At 55.1% G+C, this 17208-nt stretch carries 13 protein-coding genes; 3 read left to right on the top strand and 10 right to left on the bottom strand.

From position 1 onward, the window contains the following. From CXQ94_RS08560 to CXQ94_RS08550, 3 genes are all read right to left on the bottom strand, one after another. The coding region (locus tag CXQ94_RS08560; protein WP_146070270.1) for a thioester domain-containing protein at window positions 1–1050 on the bottom strand (1050 nt) is incomplete at its 3' end. Between the two features lie 400 nt (window positions 1051–1450). Further along, window positions 1451–2131: a response regulator transcription factor gene (locus CXQ94_RS08555; RefSeq protein WP_104088591.1), complete on the bottom strand. Its 681-nt coding sequence runs from the start codon at window positions 2129–2131 to the stop codon at window positions 1451–1453. Then, window positions 2124–3905 (bottom strand): sensor histidine kinase, encoded by a 1782-nt coding sequence (locus CXQ94_RS08550; protein ID WP_146070259.1) that lies wholly within the window; start codon window positions 3903–3905, stop codon window positions 2124–2126. The genes CXQ94_RS08555 and CXQ94_RS08550 overlap by 8 nt, the downstream gene beginning before the upstream one ends. A gap of 863 nt (window positions 3906–4768) precedes the next feature. Here CXQ94_RS08550 and CXQ94_RS08545 point away from each other — a divergent pair. The 3 genes from CXQ94_RS08545 to CXQ94_RS23040 all read left to right on the top strand — a co-directional run bounded on the left by CXQ94_RS08545 (window position 4769) and on the right by CXQ94_RS23040 (window position 7541). Then, window positions 4769–5107 (top strand): hypothetical protein, encoded by a 339-nt coding sequence (locus tag CXQ94_RS08545; protein ID WP_104088586.1) that lies wholly within the window; start codon window positions 4769–4771, stop codon window positions 5105–5107. Window positions 5108–5135: 28 nt separating this feature from the next. Beyond that, window positions 5136–6281, top strand: a complete 1146-nt coding sequence (locus CXQ94_RS08540) for a low temperature requirement protein A (RefSeq protein WP_104088583.1) — start codon at window positions 5136–5138, stop codon at window positions 6279–6281. A 942-nt stretch (window positions 6282–7223) separates the two neighbouring features. After that, a complete protein-coding gene (locus tag CXQ94_RS23040) occupies window positions 7224–7541 on the top strand; it encodes a hypothetical protein (RefSeq protein ID WP_258066880.1) in 318 nt (105 codons plus the stop codon). A 289-nt stretch (window positions 7542–7830) separates the two neighbouring features. On the opposite strand, the gene CXQ94_RS08530 is transcribed toward CXQ94_RS23040, so the two are convergent. From CXQ94_RS08530 to CXQ94_RS08505, 7 genes are all read right to left on the bottom strand, one after another. Then, window positions 7831–8700 (bottom strand): hypothetical protein, encoded by an 870-nt coding sequence (locus tag CXQ94_RS08530; protein WP_104088580.1) that lies wholly within the window; start codon window positions 8698–8700, stop codon window positions 7831–7833. 270 nt (window positions 8701–8970) lie between these two features. Further along, window positions 8971–9258, bottom strand: coding sequence for a hypothetical protein (locus CXQ94_RS22165; protein WP_146070258.1), 288 nt, complete (start codon window positions 9256–9258; stop codon window positions 8971–8973). Window positions 9259–9865: 607 nt separating this feature from the next. Beyond that, window positions 9866–11056, bottom strand: a complete 1191-nt coding sequence (locus tag CXQ94_RS08525) for a protein kinase family protein (RefSeq protein ID WP_258066878.1) — start codon at window positions 11054–11056, stop codon at window positions 9866–9868. A 39-nt stretch (window positions 11057–11095) separates the two neighbouring features. Next, window positions 11096–11686, bottom strand: a complete 591-nt coding sequence (locus CXQ94_RS08520; RefSeq protein WP_181034135.1) for a GNAT family N-acetyltransferase — start codon at window positions 11684–11686, stop codon at window positions 11096–11098. Window positions 11687–12160: 474 nt separating this feature from the next. Further along, the gene (locus CXQ94_RS08515) at window positions 12161–13348 is read right to left on the bottom strand and encodes an HNH endonuclease (RefSeq protein ID WP_104088575.1); all 1188 of its coding nucleotides are present in this window, start codon (window positions 13346–13348) and stop codon (window positions 12161–12163) included. Window positions 13349–14045: 697 nt separating this feature from the next. Further along, window positions 14046–14645, bottom strand: coding sequence for a DUF6037 family protein (locus CXQ94_RS08510; protein WP_181034134.1), 600 nt, complete (start codon window positions 14643–14645; stop codon window positions 14046–14048). A 589-nt stretch (window positions 14646–15234) separates the two neighbouring features. Continuing rightward, window positions 15235–16161, bottom strand: a complete 927-nt coding sequence (locus CXQ94_RS08505) for a hypothetical protein (RefSeq protein ID WP_104088570.1) — start codon at window positions 16159–16161, stop codon at window positions 15235–15237. Between the last annotated feature and the right edge of the window lie 1047 nt (window positions 16162–17208).

Raw genomic sequence — 17208 nt, 5'->3', positions numbered from 1 at the left:
GGCGATGGTATCGATCACGGTACCCCCATTCCAGCTCAGGACCCGGTCACCATCGGCAGAATCAACCAGGGACGTACCGATAACCGGCTTCGACACGGCCCGCTCAGTCCACGCTACGTTTGCGCTAGCACCCACGGTCGCCGTTTTCGCCTGTACCAGTACGATCGACTGAGCATGGTCAGTAGAGGTTGGCATACTGCCGACTGTGCGGGGAACGGAGATTAGTCTGCCGGTTGGCCCTGGGGCGGATGCCGTTACAGTGACGGTGGTCGCTCCTGCTGCGGCATGACCGCGAAGGTCAAGATAAATCTCCTGTCCATCCACGACCGCGGTTGGATCTATGGGGCTACCCGAGGCGTCGGTGAAGGTGAAGCTAGGAGCTGAGACGCCAACCGACTTCTGGTTCGTATTCACGACAAATGGCCCAACTATGCTGTCGCTCGTCTGCGTAGAAGAAGGTGCTGTGATCGAAGCGGTAACCTCGACTTCACTCGGAGTCATCACGGGATTCGTGTTTGCGCCATTCACAAGGTACCAATACACGGTCTCAGAATTTTGGCTTTCCCAATTCCAGCTGGCATCCCAATCAAGATCGGTATATCGCCAAATCGCATATTGAGTGGCTTCGATGGCATCATTTACGGATAGCCCCGCGATCCCAGTGGCAGCTTCCAGGTCTGCGATTGTCTTTGCCGGGTAGCCGTGCGCTAGTACCCACAGAACCCTGCCCTGAATGGTGGGGTCGGTGAAGTGGTTTGTGCCGAGGTATTCATTGAATCCTCCGACATGCCCGTCGATATTTGAGTTCGCGTGGACGTCATGTTCTATGCAATATGCCCAGGCATCGGGCTCGCCGACTGCAGGATTTTTGTACCAGACGGGGAAAATTCCAGTTCCGGAGTACCCCTGCCTCGCTCCAATGTGTACCGAGTCGCCGGGCTCGACCGTAGCGGAGGCTGCCGTTGGAGCAATAAGGGCTCCGAGCATCATAAGGATTACGATCAGCCACCTCGTGACCGCGGCCGATTTATGTCGTGGAAGGGGACCCATTGGTTTTCCTTTTCGATTTCCTAAAGAGGGTCATGCGAAAAGTTACCTTCGTGCCCCCAGCAAACAAATATCGTTCAGAGTCTATTCAGGGTGCCGACACCGGAGAATAGTTTAGGGGCAAATCACCCCCGAATAGGGGTCACCGGCAGAGCGGCACGGTCCGCTAGGCAATTCAAGTCGGGGCGACATCGGGTGTGCCCAATTATCAGTCTTGATCGACCCGAAATCATACGATTCGACGGTGATGCCGGTGTTGAAGCCCCGATTTGAAATGAGGTCGCTCATCAACAGATTCACAGTGGTTTCGAACTCGCCTTCGGGTTCCGAAAGTCCGTTGGGCTTGCCTCAACGAAGGACCGTCTCGATCGGAGTCAGGTTGCAGTGTTCATGACACTAGCAATTACGCTTCGCTTGGAAGCGACGGGTCAAGGTAGCCATCGGCCCAGGCAACACGCCCATAGTCCAGCTTCGAGCGAACCGGGACACCGACTGAAGCGTACTTTTTCTTCACTCGGTCGAGGTATTGTTTCGCCGTCTCACGCCCGATATTCATCGCGACACCTACCTCGTCGACACTGAGCCCGGAGGCATAGAGCACCAACGCCCTTTCTTCCTGCAGACTCAATGAAGGGCGGTCAGGATCCCCAGCAATCACCGACGCAAGTTCCGTGGTCATCCACTCTTCACCCGCGAGCACCGCAGAGACTGCAGCGAGGATGTCATCCTCACTATCGCGCTTCCCGACGATTCCAGCTACCCCTGCACGCACGATTCGACGAACGAGCAGCGGAGAAGCGAGCGCGGATAGCACGAGCACTTTGAGGCCCGCCTTGACCATAACTTCAACGAGCGCAGGGCTGACGCTCGGTTGGCGGTCGACCATCAAGTCAAGGACGAGTAAATGCGGACGCTCGATCATCGGCGCCGCCCCTACCCACTGCGTGAACTCCGGCGCAGATGCCCCGCTGAAGACGACCTCGTACTTACCGGATCTGGACAGGAGCTCTTCGGTGCGGGTTCGTTGCAGTAGATGGTCTTCCACGATAGCGATCCGGGCCCGCTGAATTTGGTGGTCAGTCATAGGGTTCTTCCTGAAAGTTCAGCACTGGGACGCGAGCGGTCCCAGCGAAATGCTTGGATTTTCGATGTACTGGTTGCATTGATTGGAAAGAAATTTCAAGTAACTCAAGTTGCCCAAGTGAGACGAGGCGAGCCTTATTTGCTAGGTGTTCAGGTGTTTGGAGCGCCGATCCGGTGAGCGTCAACTGCAGCCCTTCCGCTACGGGGAACAGACTGACGGCGAGTGCCTCGCCATGCTCAGCTGACATCAGGTTCTCGCTGACGACGTTGCTAATGTCACGCGCGACGTGTTCATTGGCTGCATCGACGTCTCCGAGTCGCAGTCTGAACTCGATACCAAGTTCCCGTGCGCGACGAAGCGTGGGCATGAATACTTTGCCAATGTGCACGAGGTCGGGATTGATCTGTACCAGCTGGCGGAGATACCGTTCCTCTTCATCACAAGCAGCCCTCGTTGACTCGGAATGAGGGTTCAACCTACCGTCCCGGATGCCCCGCAACAGCGTGGCCGAAGCGTCGAGTCCTGCGTCCATCCAGCGTTGATAGCTTGCCTGAGATACAGTTGCCAGCTCAGTGTGCAGACTTGCCTGAAATGTTTCGGCGCGCGACACTGCCTCCAGGTTAGAAAGCCGGGTCACGAGACGTTGAAACATTGTCCAGACGCCTGAGAATCCCAGCCCCACTAGACCGGCGACGATAATAATCTCGGCAGCCGTCGCAGAAGTGGGCAACGCGAAAACAGCCATTAGAACTACCACCGCACCCCATGCGAAGGCACCTGCAATAGGCCATGCCTTACCCCTAGTTATCGACAGCAACAACACGAACGGCCCGGTCGCCGCGAGCGCTTGCCAGTGCGCCGGCCCGACGAGGCCAAAGGAAGTCGCGCGCGCTGAGAGGTAGAACACCGACACAGTGCCGAGCACGAGTAGGAATGGCAATAGGGCCCTCCCGCGACGCAGCACCGGGGTTCGGGCAAGGAACAAGGAGACAAGCATGATCGTGATCATCGGGAACAGTGCGCCCCCGTCATCGGTGCCGCCTGCGACGGTGAGCACAATGCTCACAATTGTGACGCCTAGGCCCCAGTAATTGCCGGAGCGACGGTTTACCGTGGACGCCGAAGCTTCTAGTCCGGCGTCGTTCGAATTTTCCGTTTGATCCGATGAAAGGGGTGACAGAGCTATTGACAGGGTGACCACCGTACCCATGTCGAGCGTACTGCACACGTCGGCAGCAAAGTTATGGTCAGTAGCCCGACGTCGTATGGAGGCGTCCACACCGCGCCCGGCAGGCGTGTCTTCGTGAAAACCAATACCGTCGTCACACACACGGACGACTAGCTCCGTTGTAGAAGTGAACACTTCGACGTCTACATGGTCCGCACCCGAGTGCTTCGTCGCGTTTGTGACGGCTTCACGGACACACCCGATGATCCCGTCGATGGTGCGTTGAGGTAGAGCAGCACCCGCCAGTTGTATTGCTTCGTCACCTGCTCCTAGGCGAATGGTGGTGACGCCAGGCTGCTCGAACACATCTAAAAGTGTGGCGATGGCGGTGGTTCGTCGAGCGCCACGAAGTTCTTCAAGGAGCTCAAGGTCTCTGGCGCACTGAGTTATGACTCGACTTACATCACGGGCTCCAGCCCCTGCTGACGCGATCGCGGCGAACGTATTGATGGCGGTATCGTGCAGAACACGTGAGTCCTCGGCTAGGCGAGCGCTTTGGTAGCTGAGTGTTTCATCTCGAAGGGAAGCTTCGTCCGCGATTTCCACGCTCTCGTCCGTCTTGCTGGAATGGCGCAGTAGAGCCGCTAGACCTAACCTAATAGCGATGATGATGGATGCCTGCGTTACCAGAATCGACGCCGGCAGTTGGTCACCCCAACCAGGGAGAAAGTGGAGGATGGTTACTGACGTGCACACGGCAGACCCAACTACCATCCAGATTGCGTACCTTCGCAGTATCAAGAGTCCTGCGAAGAACGCCGAGAAGTTAATCTGCCAGCACGCAGCGAAAGTCAGTGACGAATCCAAATCCCCGCTCAGCAAGTAGCCCCATACTCCCGCGGCGACCATCGCGGGCGGCAGAGCGGGCCCCCAACGCCTGCTCCGGATCGAGAAAGCGGCAAGGACACCGACCAGCGCTTGGAAAGTTGCAAGTATCCAACCGGGCTGGCCCAACGCGGCTAGTGTCAGTATGACCATGATCCCTTGCCATACCAATGCTGCAGTGAGCGCAACGCTGGACGTCGAAGCGATCAACGACCTTGTTGCGCCACCAGGTGAAGGTGGGGTGAGGCCCGCGGCGTCTTGTGCGCCGATCCGAGCCAACATGATGCACCATGCTTCCATTCCCACCCGATTCATCTTGAAACCATTCGCAACATGTAAAGCCTACTGTCCAAACAACATGTGACGGGAGCCAGAAGTGTCCAAGGAATCAGTACACCGTTTTGTTGGCGGGCGAATGGGGCCCATCACCTACAGACTTCAATCTCGTTGATCGTGGTTGAGAGAGTTTGATGGAGAATATGACCCCCATACTGGTGTCATTTTCTGATGATCACCCCCTCTAGAAGCCGGGGTTTGATAGATATTTTGTAAGAAATCAATATCTTTCATCGAGGAGCTTCATCATGAGCCGCGTTCTACTTCCTTTGGCCGTGCAAAATACAGTCGACGCTATCAATGCTGCGGATATCGACAAGTTTGTTGACTCGTTTCGAAGTGACGGGATTGTTGACGATTGGGGCAGGGTACTCCGAGGTCGCGCCGGTGTGCGTCAGTGGGCAGAAACTGATGCGATTGGTGCGGGTGCGATCATTGACGTGTTCGATGCGGACACAGTGGGTGTAGCTACTAAGATTCGATTTCATTGGAATAGTAGAGTGTTCAATGGGGAATCCAGTGCAACAGTGACTGTCAGAGACGGCCTCGTCGCATCGTTCCAGATTCCTGCAATTAGTGCGACCTAGAAGTTTGAGCCGATTTGGCCTCCAGCGGATGACAGGCCGCGAGCCGAGCGAACCGAACCGCGTAGCAAGTCCCCTGGAGCTTTTCTTTGATCTAGTCTTTGTCATTGCGGTTTCACAGGCATCGCAGAACTTACATCATGGTGTGTCCGAAGGTCGCGCACTAGCGACCCTGCTCGGGTACGCAATGGTGTTCTTCGCAATTTGGTGGGCTTGGATGAATTTCACCTGGTTTGCCTCGGCATTCGACACAGATGACTGGCTCTACCGGGTGACCACTATCGTGCAGATGGGTGGGGTTCTCGTCCTCGCTGCGGGGATCCAAAGCGCGCTCGTGGATGGCCAATGGGCAACAGTCACTTGGGGATATCTGATCATGCGTCTAGCAATGGTCGCCCAGTGGATCAGAGTGGCCCTCTCCGATCCAGAGCAGCGGAGTGTTGCACTTCGCTATGCTATCGGCATCGCTGCGGTACAAATCATTTGGGCGGTGCGAATTATGTTCGCCACCGAGGTTCAGTTCTGGACCTTCTGGCCGGCGGTGTTCTTAGAGCTAATGGTTCCAGTTTGGGCCGAAAAATCACGGAAGACACCTTGGCATCCACACCATATCGCAGAGAGGTACAGTCTCTTCGTTCTGATCCTTCTTGGAGAGAGCCTGCTTGCATCTGCCAATACTGTAATCGATTCTCTCAACGCGGGAGCTCATGCAGGGGACGTTATCTGGCTTGCCCTCGCCGGACTGGTATTGGCTGCAGGAATCTGGTGGATCTATTTCTCTCAAACACACGGCGAGCGGCTTAGCAATGTACGCACCGGATTTGGGTTCGGATACGCGCACTACGTGATTTTTGCTGCCGTTGGTGCGCTATCGGCAGGAATAGAAGTCGAACTAGATGTGCTCGCAAAGTCAGAGGAGAATCTACCAACGATGACAGGTTCAGTGGCTCTCACGTTGCCGGTATTCGTCTTCATGATCGTCGTGTGGGCTGCGCTGCTCCGACCTTCACTCCCAATCACTATCTCGACAGTGTTCCTCGCATGCACTGCTGGGACCCTCGCCATCGCAGCTTTTCCGCCGTTCACAGCTATCAGCATTTGTATCTTCGTAATGATCGCAGTTTCGGCCCTGGAAATACATCGTTCCTCCGTATTAGCATCCACAGCTTCGGATTGATTGCCCGAAGCAGCGAGAAACTACGCCAAAAAAGGCATAGTTGCTGGTGAAGCTGCGGAGATCAATAGTGAGAATCGCGACGCGCCAAGGCTGAACGATTTCTCGCCCTGAGGCCATTGGCCGTTGGGGAGGAACTGCTGCTCAAGCTCCCCTAGGCCAACGAAGCAGCAAAGTCGTTTAGTGGGGGCGCCCCGGGTCTCGTTGAGTTTTCAGTCAAACCTAGGGCGGACCCATCAGAGCAACATAATCCCAAGAAAGAGGCCCCAACAGCCAACCGGTCCGCAGGACATTCGAACCGATATTGCCGCCTGGGATAGACGGGTGAAATTCTCCCCTTCAGTTCGCTCGAAAACTATCACCGCAGATCAGAGGCATGTTCCGAGCTGGACACTTATGACCGGTTATCAACGTTATGAACCCCGCTGTCCTGCCGAGGGTCCATTTTGAGCTGCTAATGGGTTGCTTTAGCCTGTTTCTGCATAGTGAGGTTGCAACAACGAGTGATACTAAATACTCTCCACTTTGCACTGATTGGTATGAGTTTTGTATGACGTGGTGGGAACTCCCGCACGAAGGCTGCACGGCCCCGTGCATCCTCCATCAATGCTGCGCTTCTCATTTTACTCTCCCTATATCCGGAGCTACCCGATCGATTCACAGTCCGGGATGAATCTCTTTTGGCTCCGGGGGTCCCTACGACATGGCGCTTGCAGCGGACACTGGGTGGGTAAATGCCGACGGTCCCAAAACAGCAATCGTAAAAACGGCGGTTCTGTGGACGCAAGCTCCCCCAGTTGAATGCTAATCGGTGGCTAGGTGAATATTCGCTTCCAGGGAGCCACGTGTGGTGCGGGTCAGAGCCTCCACCCCGAACCACGAATCGTGTCGTTCGGAGCCATAGTTGGCGTGGTTGAGAGCCACCTGAAAGGCTCCTTCCACCAAGTGAGCTCCGTTGTTCACGCGGACGCGATCATGGACCGGATCATCCACAACACGGTCTGGGTTGAGACAGCACCTACAACATGTACGAACACACCGCTCTCGCTAGCACCTGATGAAGAGTCGTCCTGGGGGCACGCACTCGGGACCAGGACATTGCTCTCCTTGCTGCTGGCGGCGAAACGGGATGGTGGGACGACTCCGGGCATCCAGCGCCCTGGCCCGAGGACTTCCTCGATCACGACGCAGGATGGAGCGGGAGACGCCGTTGCCCGCGACAATACTTCGACCGACAACGATCCCGTCAACTCTCCATTCTGACCTGCCTGTGGTTAGAAACCGCGCCGCACTGGCAGGTTTCTTAGCGCCGAAATGACCGGCTCCACGGTGACGAAACACAGCTAATACCGAGCGGAGAGGGCCAGTGGCTCCAAACCAAACCACCACTGGCTCTCTTCCGCACGATCGGTGGCTCTGAACCGCACGATTGGGTGGCTCTCAAAGCATCAAATACTCAGCTAGGCAAGCCGTTGTAGTCCCTTGCGTTGACGGCTGCATCATCCCTTTTACGGTGCGTACGGTTTCATGAGCGACCGGCAATACGTTGAAGCTATTTGTCCGCATTTTCAAGCGTGACACTGATGCCACCTGACAGGTTCCGGTTGCCCCGTGCCACCTTCCACAGGGCACCTGAGTAGGTTCGTGCGTACCACGAGGCGAGCCCATGGTTCGTGAGCTGGAAGTCGTGCTTGATGACACGCGGATCGACCCCTTCCCGCTCCAACGCTTCCAGAAAGTCCCGGGGCATGGCTTTACGCACCGTCAAGCCATTGGCCCTACGCACGAACCAGCGTTCGTAGTTGCCATTTGAATTCGATTCAACGAACCAGCCGTGGTGGCCTCTCATCGGTGGAGAAGGGATCTTACGGCGCCACCGCAGATCATCAAAATTAAGCTTTGCGTTAAGTTCGCGAAGAGCCTCAACGACCTCGTCCGCGTAGGCGGGCTTCGCCCCGGCTGGGGCAGATTCGGCATTTGCGGCTTCGACAGGATCATTGACCCGGTCTGACCCTTCGGTCAAAGCACGCGCGGCACCGGCAAGCTCGCCGTCTTGGTCAGACTCATTCGTGAACTCTTCCTGATCCCTAACTGGATCGTAGTCCTCCTTCGCTGTTTGCTCCTCTACTTGGCGGAGGATTAGACGCAAGCTATCCGTGTCAGCGTTCTGTCGAACGGCGATGGTAAACGTTAGGATGATCGCCGCGACAGCAGCACCAGCCCCACAGACAATTGGGGCAACGTTAGTGCCAGGCAACAGTGCTAACAAACCGCTCGCGATGCCCAGAAGCACGCCGACGAATAGAAGAATAATGGGCAGTAGTCTCGAAAAGGTATTGGTATGAGGCACGATTTGAGAGTAGGCCAGATCGGCGTATATGTCGGCATCAGCCTCGTTTATGCAGCAGTCAGAAACGACCAATTACTTCTTCTTTGAGCCGCGCCTCCGACGACTAGCCGCTCCCCATTTTGCGTTGAACAAGGATGGGCAATGGGTGACACAGTAGGCACTCAAAAAACTTACGCTGGGTCAGTCACGATCAGAAACGATTGTCAGGCTACCTAAGCCATCTTTTCCGCAGGCCCTTCAGACGCCGCGCTCGAGATACGTCTGACTGGATTTGGACTGCGATCCGGACCACCTCAGCACTCCGTCCATCAACATACGACAAAAGATCGCCTTCCATGAATACTAGTTGCCCCAGTTCAGGCGACGTATCTTCCGATGCTTGCCAAACTTTGAGCGTTGACCTCCCATAAATAGGCGAAGAATCATCCGAGAGCGGCTGCCATCTTGGTGTATTCCCAAGACAACAAATGCACCAAGTGGCGGCTTCTCGATGTCGTCAATATCCTGTTTAGCTTGGTCTTGGAGATCCTGGCGACGTGACTCAGCAAGTTTCCGGCGCCCAACGGATCGCTCATAAATGAATGGGGCGACACTCTGTCCACCTAATGAGGCAAGCACACTGTTATCCATGCATAGATGCTTGGGCCAAGGGGGCCCAAGTTCGTCAAAATAGACACGACTTCCAAATTCATTGGCATAGAAGTAGACCCAAGCGCCACAGACAGGGCACAACGCATTTGGCCTCACCCACCTCATCGATCGCGGAGGTTGGGTCGGCTCGGCTGGGTACAAGGGAGTACGACGAGGATAAGCGCGTGATTTGGCCGTTTCAGCACTCTGGGCGGCAATCGCTGAGAGCGCAGATGTGCCCAGAATTCTTTCGTCGGTGGAAGCGGTTGTCGCAGCCTTAGCGTATACGTAGGCGGAATACTGACTATCCATCCGATTTACCTCATGGCCAGTAACCCAGACCCTTTGTCCGCTGGGTCCCCGCCGAAAGTGGCCCTGACGATAGAACTTGGTCATGCCTCCACCCTCACATAGTCCAGAAACGACTCAGCTCCGCACCACTCATCACCAGCGACCGTGGACTCAATCCTCGAAAAGTCACCCAAGGCTGCATCGCACTCCAAACCATTAGGCAAATCTGGGACACACAACTTGTCGTGTTTTCCAGGGCGCGCCCCGTATCTATCCGCTGGCGAAGCGGGGGGTTGCGACAGCGGACCCGAAATGATCAAGCTTCAGCCACCATTTCGGTTGTTGCCGTGTGGGAAGCTTCCAAATGCTCAACATCTGCGATAACCGCAAGTACGGAGGAATAGCGCCGTGTGAGATCGGGGGCGGTACATTTTTGGACTACACGGGCGGCTTCATCCGCTAGACCTGATAGCCCGTCTCGTCCGGTGAAAATGTAGGAGAGCAACCACCCCACCGCATAAATCTCATTGAGAACGCCGTAGTTCTTAAAGTTTTCGAGCTGAGGGTCACGGATGGTTCCACGCATCTCAGTTTCCGTATGTGTGGAGAGGGAGGCCTGATCCTTCACGAGTCCGAAGTCCGACAGCTTAACGAGAACAGCCCCGCTACCGAATACCTTCATCATCACATTCTGGAGACTGATATCCCGATGCAAATAACCCTGGCTGTGGATGTAACTGATGCCGTACAAGAACTGAAGGGCGACCCGCTTCCGAGTCGAGAAGTTCAAATTCCCATTGCGTTTTGCGATGTAATCCCTGAGCGTCTCGTCGCAGAACTCCATCCGATACTCGTTGCTGGTCTCGTTGAACTTGTAGACCTCTAAGATATACGGGAAGCTGAGGGCCTTCATGACGTCGAATTCCTGGCGAAACCGCACCAGGTCACGCGCACTGGTGTCCCGCTTGGCCCGCTTGATCGCAAACTTAATACCGTAATCCGGATCGACGTATGCGTAAACGTTGGCGTACGAACCGCCACCAATCATCTTGAGGCCAACTGGGGACTGTTGCTTCTTGAGGATCACCGAAGAGGATGTTTCGCTTAAGACCTGTTCGTATTTGATGATCTCGATGGGTTCGAAATCTTCCGGCACTTTGCTTCCCCCGCTTGGGGAGAGCCAAGGCTGGCAGCGTTCGATCCCCAGCTGGTATTTTTCGGCCAGTTTGGCATCCACGCCCGCTCGTTTCAGGGTGTACAGGTCTTCCTTCAAGTCTTTGATCAGCTGGAGGAAGTCCTGGCTGTTCTGAGTCCAAAAGTGCCTAGTAGTTGCTGCCCGGCCGTTGATGTTTTCAAAATGGGTGTTGAGTCCCTCGTGCAGAACTGCGAACATATGCCCCCAACGCCCTGTATCTTCGTAGAGGCGGTCATGGGCCAGCGAAGACGCCTTTTCTTCATACTTCGATTCAATATCGGTCAGCATCAATGTGGGGCCGTCTACGGGCATACGATTATCCACTCCTTGTAAGTAGGGGTTCCAAACATTTTACCGTTCGCTTGGTGGACGATTGATGACCCAAGCCCGATAGCCTCTTCCTCGTTGGATATTAAAGTCTGAATCCCGATAAGTATCGAGGGGGACCTTTCCAATACTTGCGCCAATGGATTTGGCGAACTTCTTGTTCAACGCATGGGCACCGTCATTGTTGTCCTCTGTGGCAAACGCTATGTTGCGCCAAGGTTCCCGCTCCGCCGCCGCACAAAGCAGCGCCATCCCTATTCCCCGTCCCCTCGCATTGGGAACAACCCCGACTTCTTGGATAAACAACGGAGCTGAATCTTGGGGGCCCGGGGAGGAAATGCAAAAACCTACGTAAACACCGTCGATCTCAGCCAGGAGAACAACGCGTTCTCCAATTTTCGGGACGTTGTCCTTCACCTCAAGAATAGGTAGCCGCTCAGTTACGAGTTGAACATCCCTCATTCGCCGCCCGTCTGGCCCGTCTGCCACGGCCTCACGAATCGAGACGACAGAGGAAGGTGGAAGAGTCTCTAACTGACTCTTCCACTCTCGGAACCTTGAGTCATCTCTGAGGGGAAAAACATCTTCAAATTCCTCGAACTCGCTGTCACTCACTCGCATGTATCCCCCGCCCATATGCCTTTGGAGCAGTCAAGTTTGATCGGCCGTGCTGAACCCATTCCGCCATCCATCAACGCGCTGTGCGCCAAGACACATGGTGAAGCCATGACTTCATCCTTCCACCGTTTAGGAACTTTTTTGACCCGCGGCGAGTCATACAGAGCACACCCTCAGATATTCATTTGAGGGTGTGCTCTTATTCATCAGGAGAGCGACTCCATGAAACCAGCCACCTACAGAAAGTGGTGGATGCTCGCCCTATTTACCCAGTCGTGACATCCATACCAGAGGTCGCAGTCACGACGGCAGCGATCAACATTGCTGAGATCGATGCAACGCTTTGCCGTAAACCCAAGAAGGCGAAGTTTGAATCTCCTTGGCTGTGCCCAAGTGAACGTTTCCATCCAACGGGCCGCAACTGTTTCATACCAGGCTCACCCAGAAATTAAACACGTTGAGCAGAACCGATTAGCGGCGAGATTGCCAATCGTTCCAAATCCTTGTCACCGCATCATCATGCGGGGGCAGCGCTAGGTGCGATAAGTCGGTACGGACGATGGCTAAGGTTTCCAGTGTCGGCCCGTCATTCTTGGCATGAATCTTCAGGTCGGGGTCTATGCACCAGTAGTGGCGATCGAAGGCGAGGTGGTGATTCGCACACAGGGGCAATCCGTTGCGAGCGTCGTCGCTTCCGTTGTTCTTCTTGGACAGGAGGTGGGCGGCCTGGACAAGTCCTTGGACGGTGAAGCCGCATACGGCGCAGCCTGTTCCGTACCTTTTATAGACGTTGAACGCGAAACGCGCCTGGTTCTTACGGTTCTTGCGAAGGCTGTAATCTCCGAGTGCTTCGTCGTCGGTAAGTTTGAACGCTGCCTCGAGTTCTCCTTTAGTTGGCGGCGATGGCAGCTCCCCGTCAGCGAAGGTGACCAGCAGAACCTGTTGAGTGTCATCCATGTCCTCGATGTATCCCCGGTGAACTGTGCGAGTGTTTTGGGGTGATCCGGGGGTGATAAGAAATACGGGTAGGCCCAGTCCGAAGGCGGCTTTGGCTGCATTGATTTCGGACTCGTCGTGTCGCCCGTTGCGGGCGGTATTCGGGTAGTGGTAGATGGCCCCGGTTGCGGTCACTTCGTCTGCGTAGTGCTTGCCCGTGTTCAGGAGGGAGACGGCAACACCATCGGGCGTGGCTGGTGTCCTGGTCATTGCTGGGACACAGATTCCTGGTTGCCCCACGAAAATTTCCAGGGCCCGCAGCAGGCTTGGTTCAACGTTGGCGGGTCCGTCTTTGTATAGTAGTGCCTGCCACATCTGTTGCCGGCGCTCGAGTTCCCGTTCTCGGTCATATCCGTCCAAGGTCAGTGCCCGATCTGCGGCCCACCCTTTAGGAGTGAGTGTCCAGACGTCCTCACCGGCATGGGGTTCGAGAAGGCCATCCTCCGACATCCTCTGGTGCTGTGTGCCGAGCCTGGACCACCACTTGGTCTCAACCGGCCTGGACAGAAATTTTTCCCTGTCACGGTCGTTCCATAGGTGCCCGTATATTTCGTTCACCCGGTTCTTGACCTCAGTAGCGTCAAGTGAACCCGATTCCGTGGAGGCAAGTACGGATAAGATGCGTTGCCGCAACACGGGAGGTTGGGTCAGTTTGAGGGTCATAGAAACATCATGCCTTGCCGGTCCGACAATCCTCGCCCCCGCAACGCGGCCTCCTTGGACCACCAAACACCAGAGAAATACGAGCAGTCCGACCACGATCTACAAATCGGCTCGTTATCGACGACGCTGCCAACAAAACGGCGGCATGATTCCCTGGACGGTTCGCTCAACCAAGCATGGCCCGACGGGGCCGGTACACAGCAACTGCCAAATCTCGGGATTGATCGGGGCACCGGTGTTAACGCCAACCGACCCACTTCCCTCATAAGACTTCGTTCTCGAGCTGGTTGTCATCGTGGACTCGCGCCTGTTGGTAGGCGAGTAATGTGCCCCCACTGACGGAGAATCAATCCACCGATTACCCACCCAACGGCCAAATATCACCCAGCACAATTTCAGCCAAACCTTGGGCACACCACTATGCCCAGACTGTTGACTGAGTGCCGTCAGCCCGGGCTAACGAAGGACGAGGTCGTCGACACGACAAAGTCGATAGGTTACGAGCGACTATCGATTCCCGGGCTGAAACATTAGGAGAGCAAGAGACACTCTGCGAACTTTGGGAAATAGCCGACTGAACCGACTCAACAGGCAACGGTTGACCCGGAACTAGGTTGGAGTCAGCTGTTGACCAGTCAGAAACATGCACAAATCGGGAAATTCCACCTAGGCTGGTTCGCACCTAGCCTCTTCGGCGTCACACGCCGTGTGGTACTGGTGGAAATCCCAGTGGCTTGGCTTGGACCGGGTCTGCTGTCCAACAGGAGCTGACGTTTAGTTCTCGGCATATTTTCGCAGCAAGCTCTCCTGCCGCGAGTTCAGTCTTCTCTAGGTTCTTTGCTGTGACATGGGACGTTGATGGGTTGGTTCGGTAGCCTAGGAAGTACGTCTTGTCGGCTTCCTCAACATCCGGCCTCCAGGGCAGATCCTTCCACTGAACAGCTTCTGTGTGGGTCAGAGCAGTCGGGACGTGAGATACGAAGTCCGCAAAGAATCCATTGACATCCAGTGGTTTGCCAGCTGGAGAATCAGACCTCAGCGCTTGCTGGAGCAGAGGTAGATCTGGACCCATGAATGTGTCGAACCAGAAACCTGGGTAGACAGGCTTCGTAAATGCGTAGCCGCCACCGACCACGCCGAACATCAGTAGTGCTAGTGGCGCTGGTCTGTTCATTTTTTGATCGGGAGCTGGAAGATGCTTCAAGAATGGATGCGGATCAATGATGAATACAACACTGAATTTCACGGCACCATTGGTCCAATTGAACCGGACACGTCGCTCGTTGTTGGCCACCATGTCGTGGTGAAGAAATCCTAGTCGTGGTGCCTTCATGTCAACCTCGTAAGTCGTAGTTCTGGTTCAATGTCAAGAATCAGCCACGTAGCGGCCAGCCTCGTCCCCACCCTGTTCAACTCGAAACGACTTGTCTTCGGTTGGCACGGCCCAGGCGTCGTCATGAATAGAACGTTGAAAAGGTTCAATTCAAAAATTCTTCTAGAGTCGAACTGGGACTCAGCAATTCGGAAAATCGTGTGGGCGGAGACGGCATAGTCGGGGCCGGGGTTGCAGCGGCATATGCTGTCGGTGTTCATCGTTGGACAATACTCAGAACACCCAAACTGCCGAGGATGATCTGGCCCTCTAGAGACGGGCCGTGCGGTCCTGATATCGGCCGTTGCCAGCGCCAAGAGGTGCCGTCATATCACCAACTCGGTCGCCCACCCCGTTGTCGCAATCCACTACGTCAGCATAGGCCTGTCGATCCCGCGTAGATGGCGGGAACCGGACTGAGTGGCAAACCCGTCTCGTTTCCGATCCACCATCAGTAGCATCTACCCACAGTCTGTCTAGATCCTTCATGAAAGCCACAGGCCTGGCCGGTGGGTCATTTCATTTTGATCTCTGAATGCGCACTCCTATGCCAAGCGAAGTACTTTTCGTTGTGCGCACCAAATCCCAACACGGACTTTCCAGTCAGCACACCGATGTGTTCAATCAACGCTGTTGCGGTTGCATTTCTTGGTCCCGCAATCAGCACGCCATCTGAGTCAACGCTGACGAAGCCCTTCTCGTATAGAGAATCACACCCAAGAACACAAGCCGCCATCACTACATTCTGGTCGATTCTTTCAGATTTCGAGCACTGAGCACGCTGTTTGATATGGGCCGTAATAAGCAGGCTTACCGGAAGCGTCTTCCCGCAGAGGGCACAGTCAGCTTCTTTCTGACCCTTGAATAGAAGCGCCTTAAGCTTGTGATGCTCAGCCCGAGTCTTTACCGTAACTTCGCCATCAGGGCCAACAACGATTACCGTTTCGTAACTTTGGCTCTCGCCACTTGGTGGTGCGTCATAAAGCACATCGTCCTTATCCGCAACCAGGCCCGCCTCCTCCATGACCCAGATGCCAACCTCGTCCGCCAGATCGAAGAAGTACCCCATATTGACAGCCCCATATTTGTCAAATGGAGATCCATACCCTGAATTTCCTCGCCGCATGGCTTCGGGCAGTTTCGAGAGGGGCAGGGCAACATCGAGGACGACATATGAAAGCTTGAGTTCACGGCCCACCTGAGCCCAGTCACCATCAGAATGGGGGTTGGACGCCTGATGACTTGTTGTCAATACCCTGCTGACAGATCGAATTTGCCCCTCCGCATAGTGAACGACCACATCCCCCACTTGTACAAGGTCCATCCGATCCCAGTGGTGCTGCTTGCCCCCCTTGGCTGTAAGCAAAGGCGCCCACGCAATTCCCAAGTCCAGTTCGCGCGTGTATGTTCTACCCTGGTTTACCCACCAAAACTTTGACATTCGTCGTCCCGTCTAAAAGTATTGAAACGACGCAAATGCCGTCGCCCATTTCTAGTATGACCGAAACGGATATTGGCCCATGAACAGGACTCAGTGACGCGCCAGTGGCAGCTACTGACCGACGCACATTTGGAACCAGGCGGTCAGCACACGGATCCGCTACGGTGCCTGTATCTTACTGATTGCCAAAACTTCGACCTAGGGCTGAACTTTAATGACGATGAGCAAGTATTGCCCCGTGGCTGCTCGGATCGAACCCCGCTAGGATTCTTGGAATTCCCGGATACCCCGCGGGACGCCGGGGATGTGCTCGACAATGGAGGCCTAGAGTCGCACGGCTGACTCTTGGTTTCACCTAGACAACTTTTGCGCATGCGCCAATACAAGTGGCAGCGGTGCCACAGCCTCGGAGCATTCCCTTACGAACCTGCTCCCCATCCGGCGCCGAACCAACTCAATTGGCGCGGGAAAATTACAATCTAGTCACTGGTGGTCTCTGGGATTCGAACCGATATTGCCCGATCCACAGTCAGGCACAGCAACTGTGAGAATCTAGCAGTGAGAACTATAAGCCCAGGTCAGAGCATATCGAAGACTTAGCACTTATCGACAGTTATCAACGTTTATGAACCCCGCGGTCCTACCAAAGGGCCATTTTGGTCTGCCGATAGGTTGTTTTGGCCTTCTTCTGTATGCCCCGGTTGCAACAACGAGTGATACTAAATACTCTCCACTTTGCACCGATAAGGATGAGTTTTGTATGACGTGGTGGGAAGTCCCACCCGACTGCTGCACGGCCTCGGGCGGAGCCAATCAGGCACCAATGCTATCTCCCTAACTTTACTCCTGTGCCGTGATGGTCTGCCCGCATTCTTGGTTTCATCTCGATATCTGGTCCATGGAAACTGCCTCGGCAATGCACTCCGTGCGGGCGTTGTTTTTGTGCCGGAGGCGGCGTAAACATGGCTGCTTCATTTTTTGACTCCCATGACGGTGCCGAATTGTTCCTTGGCCTGAACGAACTGCAAATCGGTCAGGACACCTGCT

Origin of the sequence: Arthrobacter sp. GMC3, from assembly GCF_002929305.1 — a bacterium.
GTDB lineage: Bacteria > Actinomycetota > Actinomycetes > Actinomycetales > Micrococcaceae > Specibacter.
Note: the sequence above shows the minus strand (reverse complement) of the source record. Positions and strands in the feature narration are given on the sequence as shown.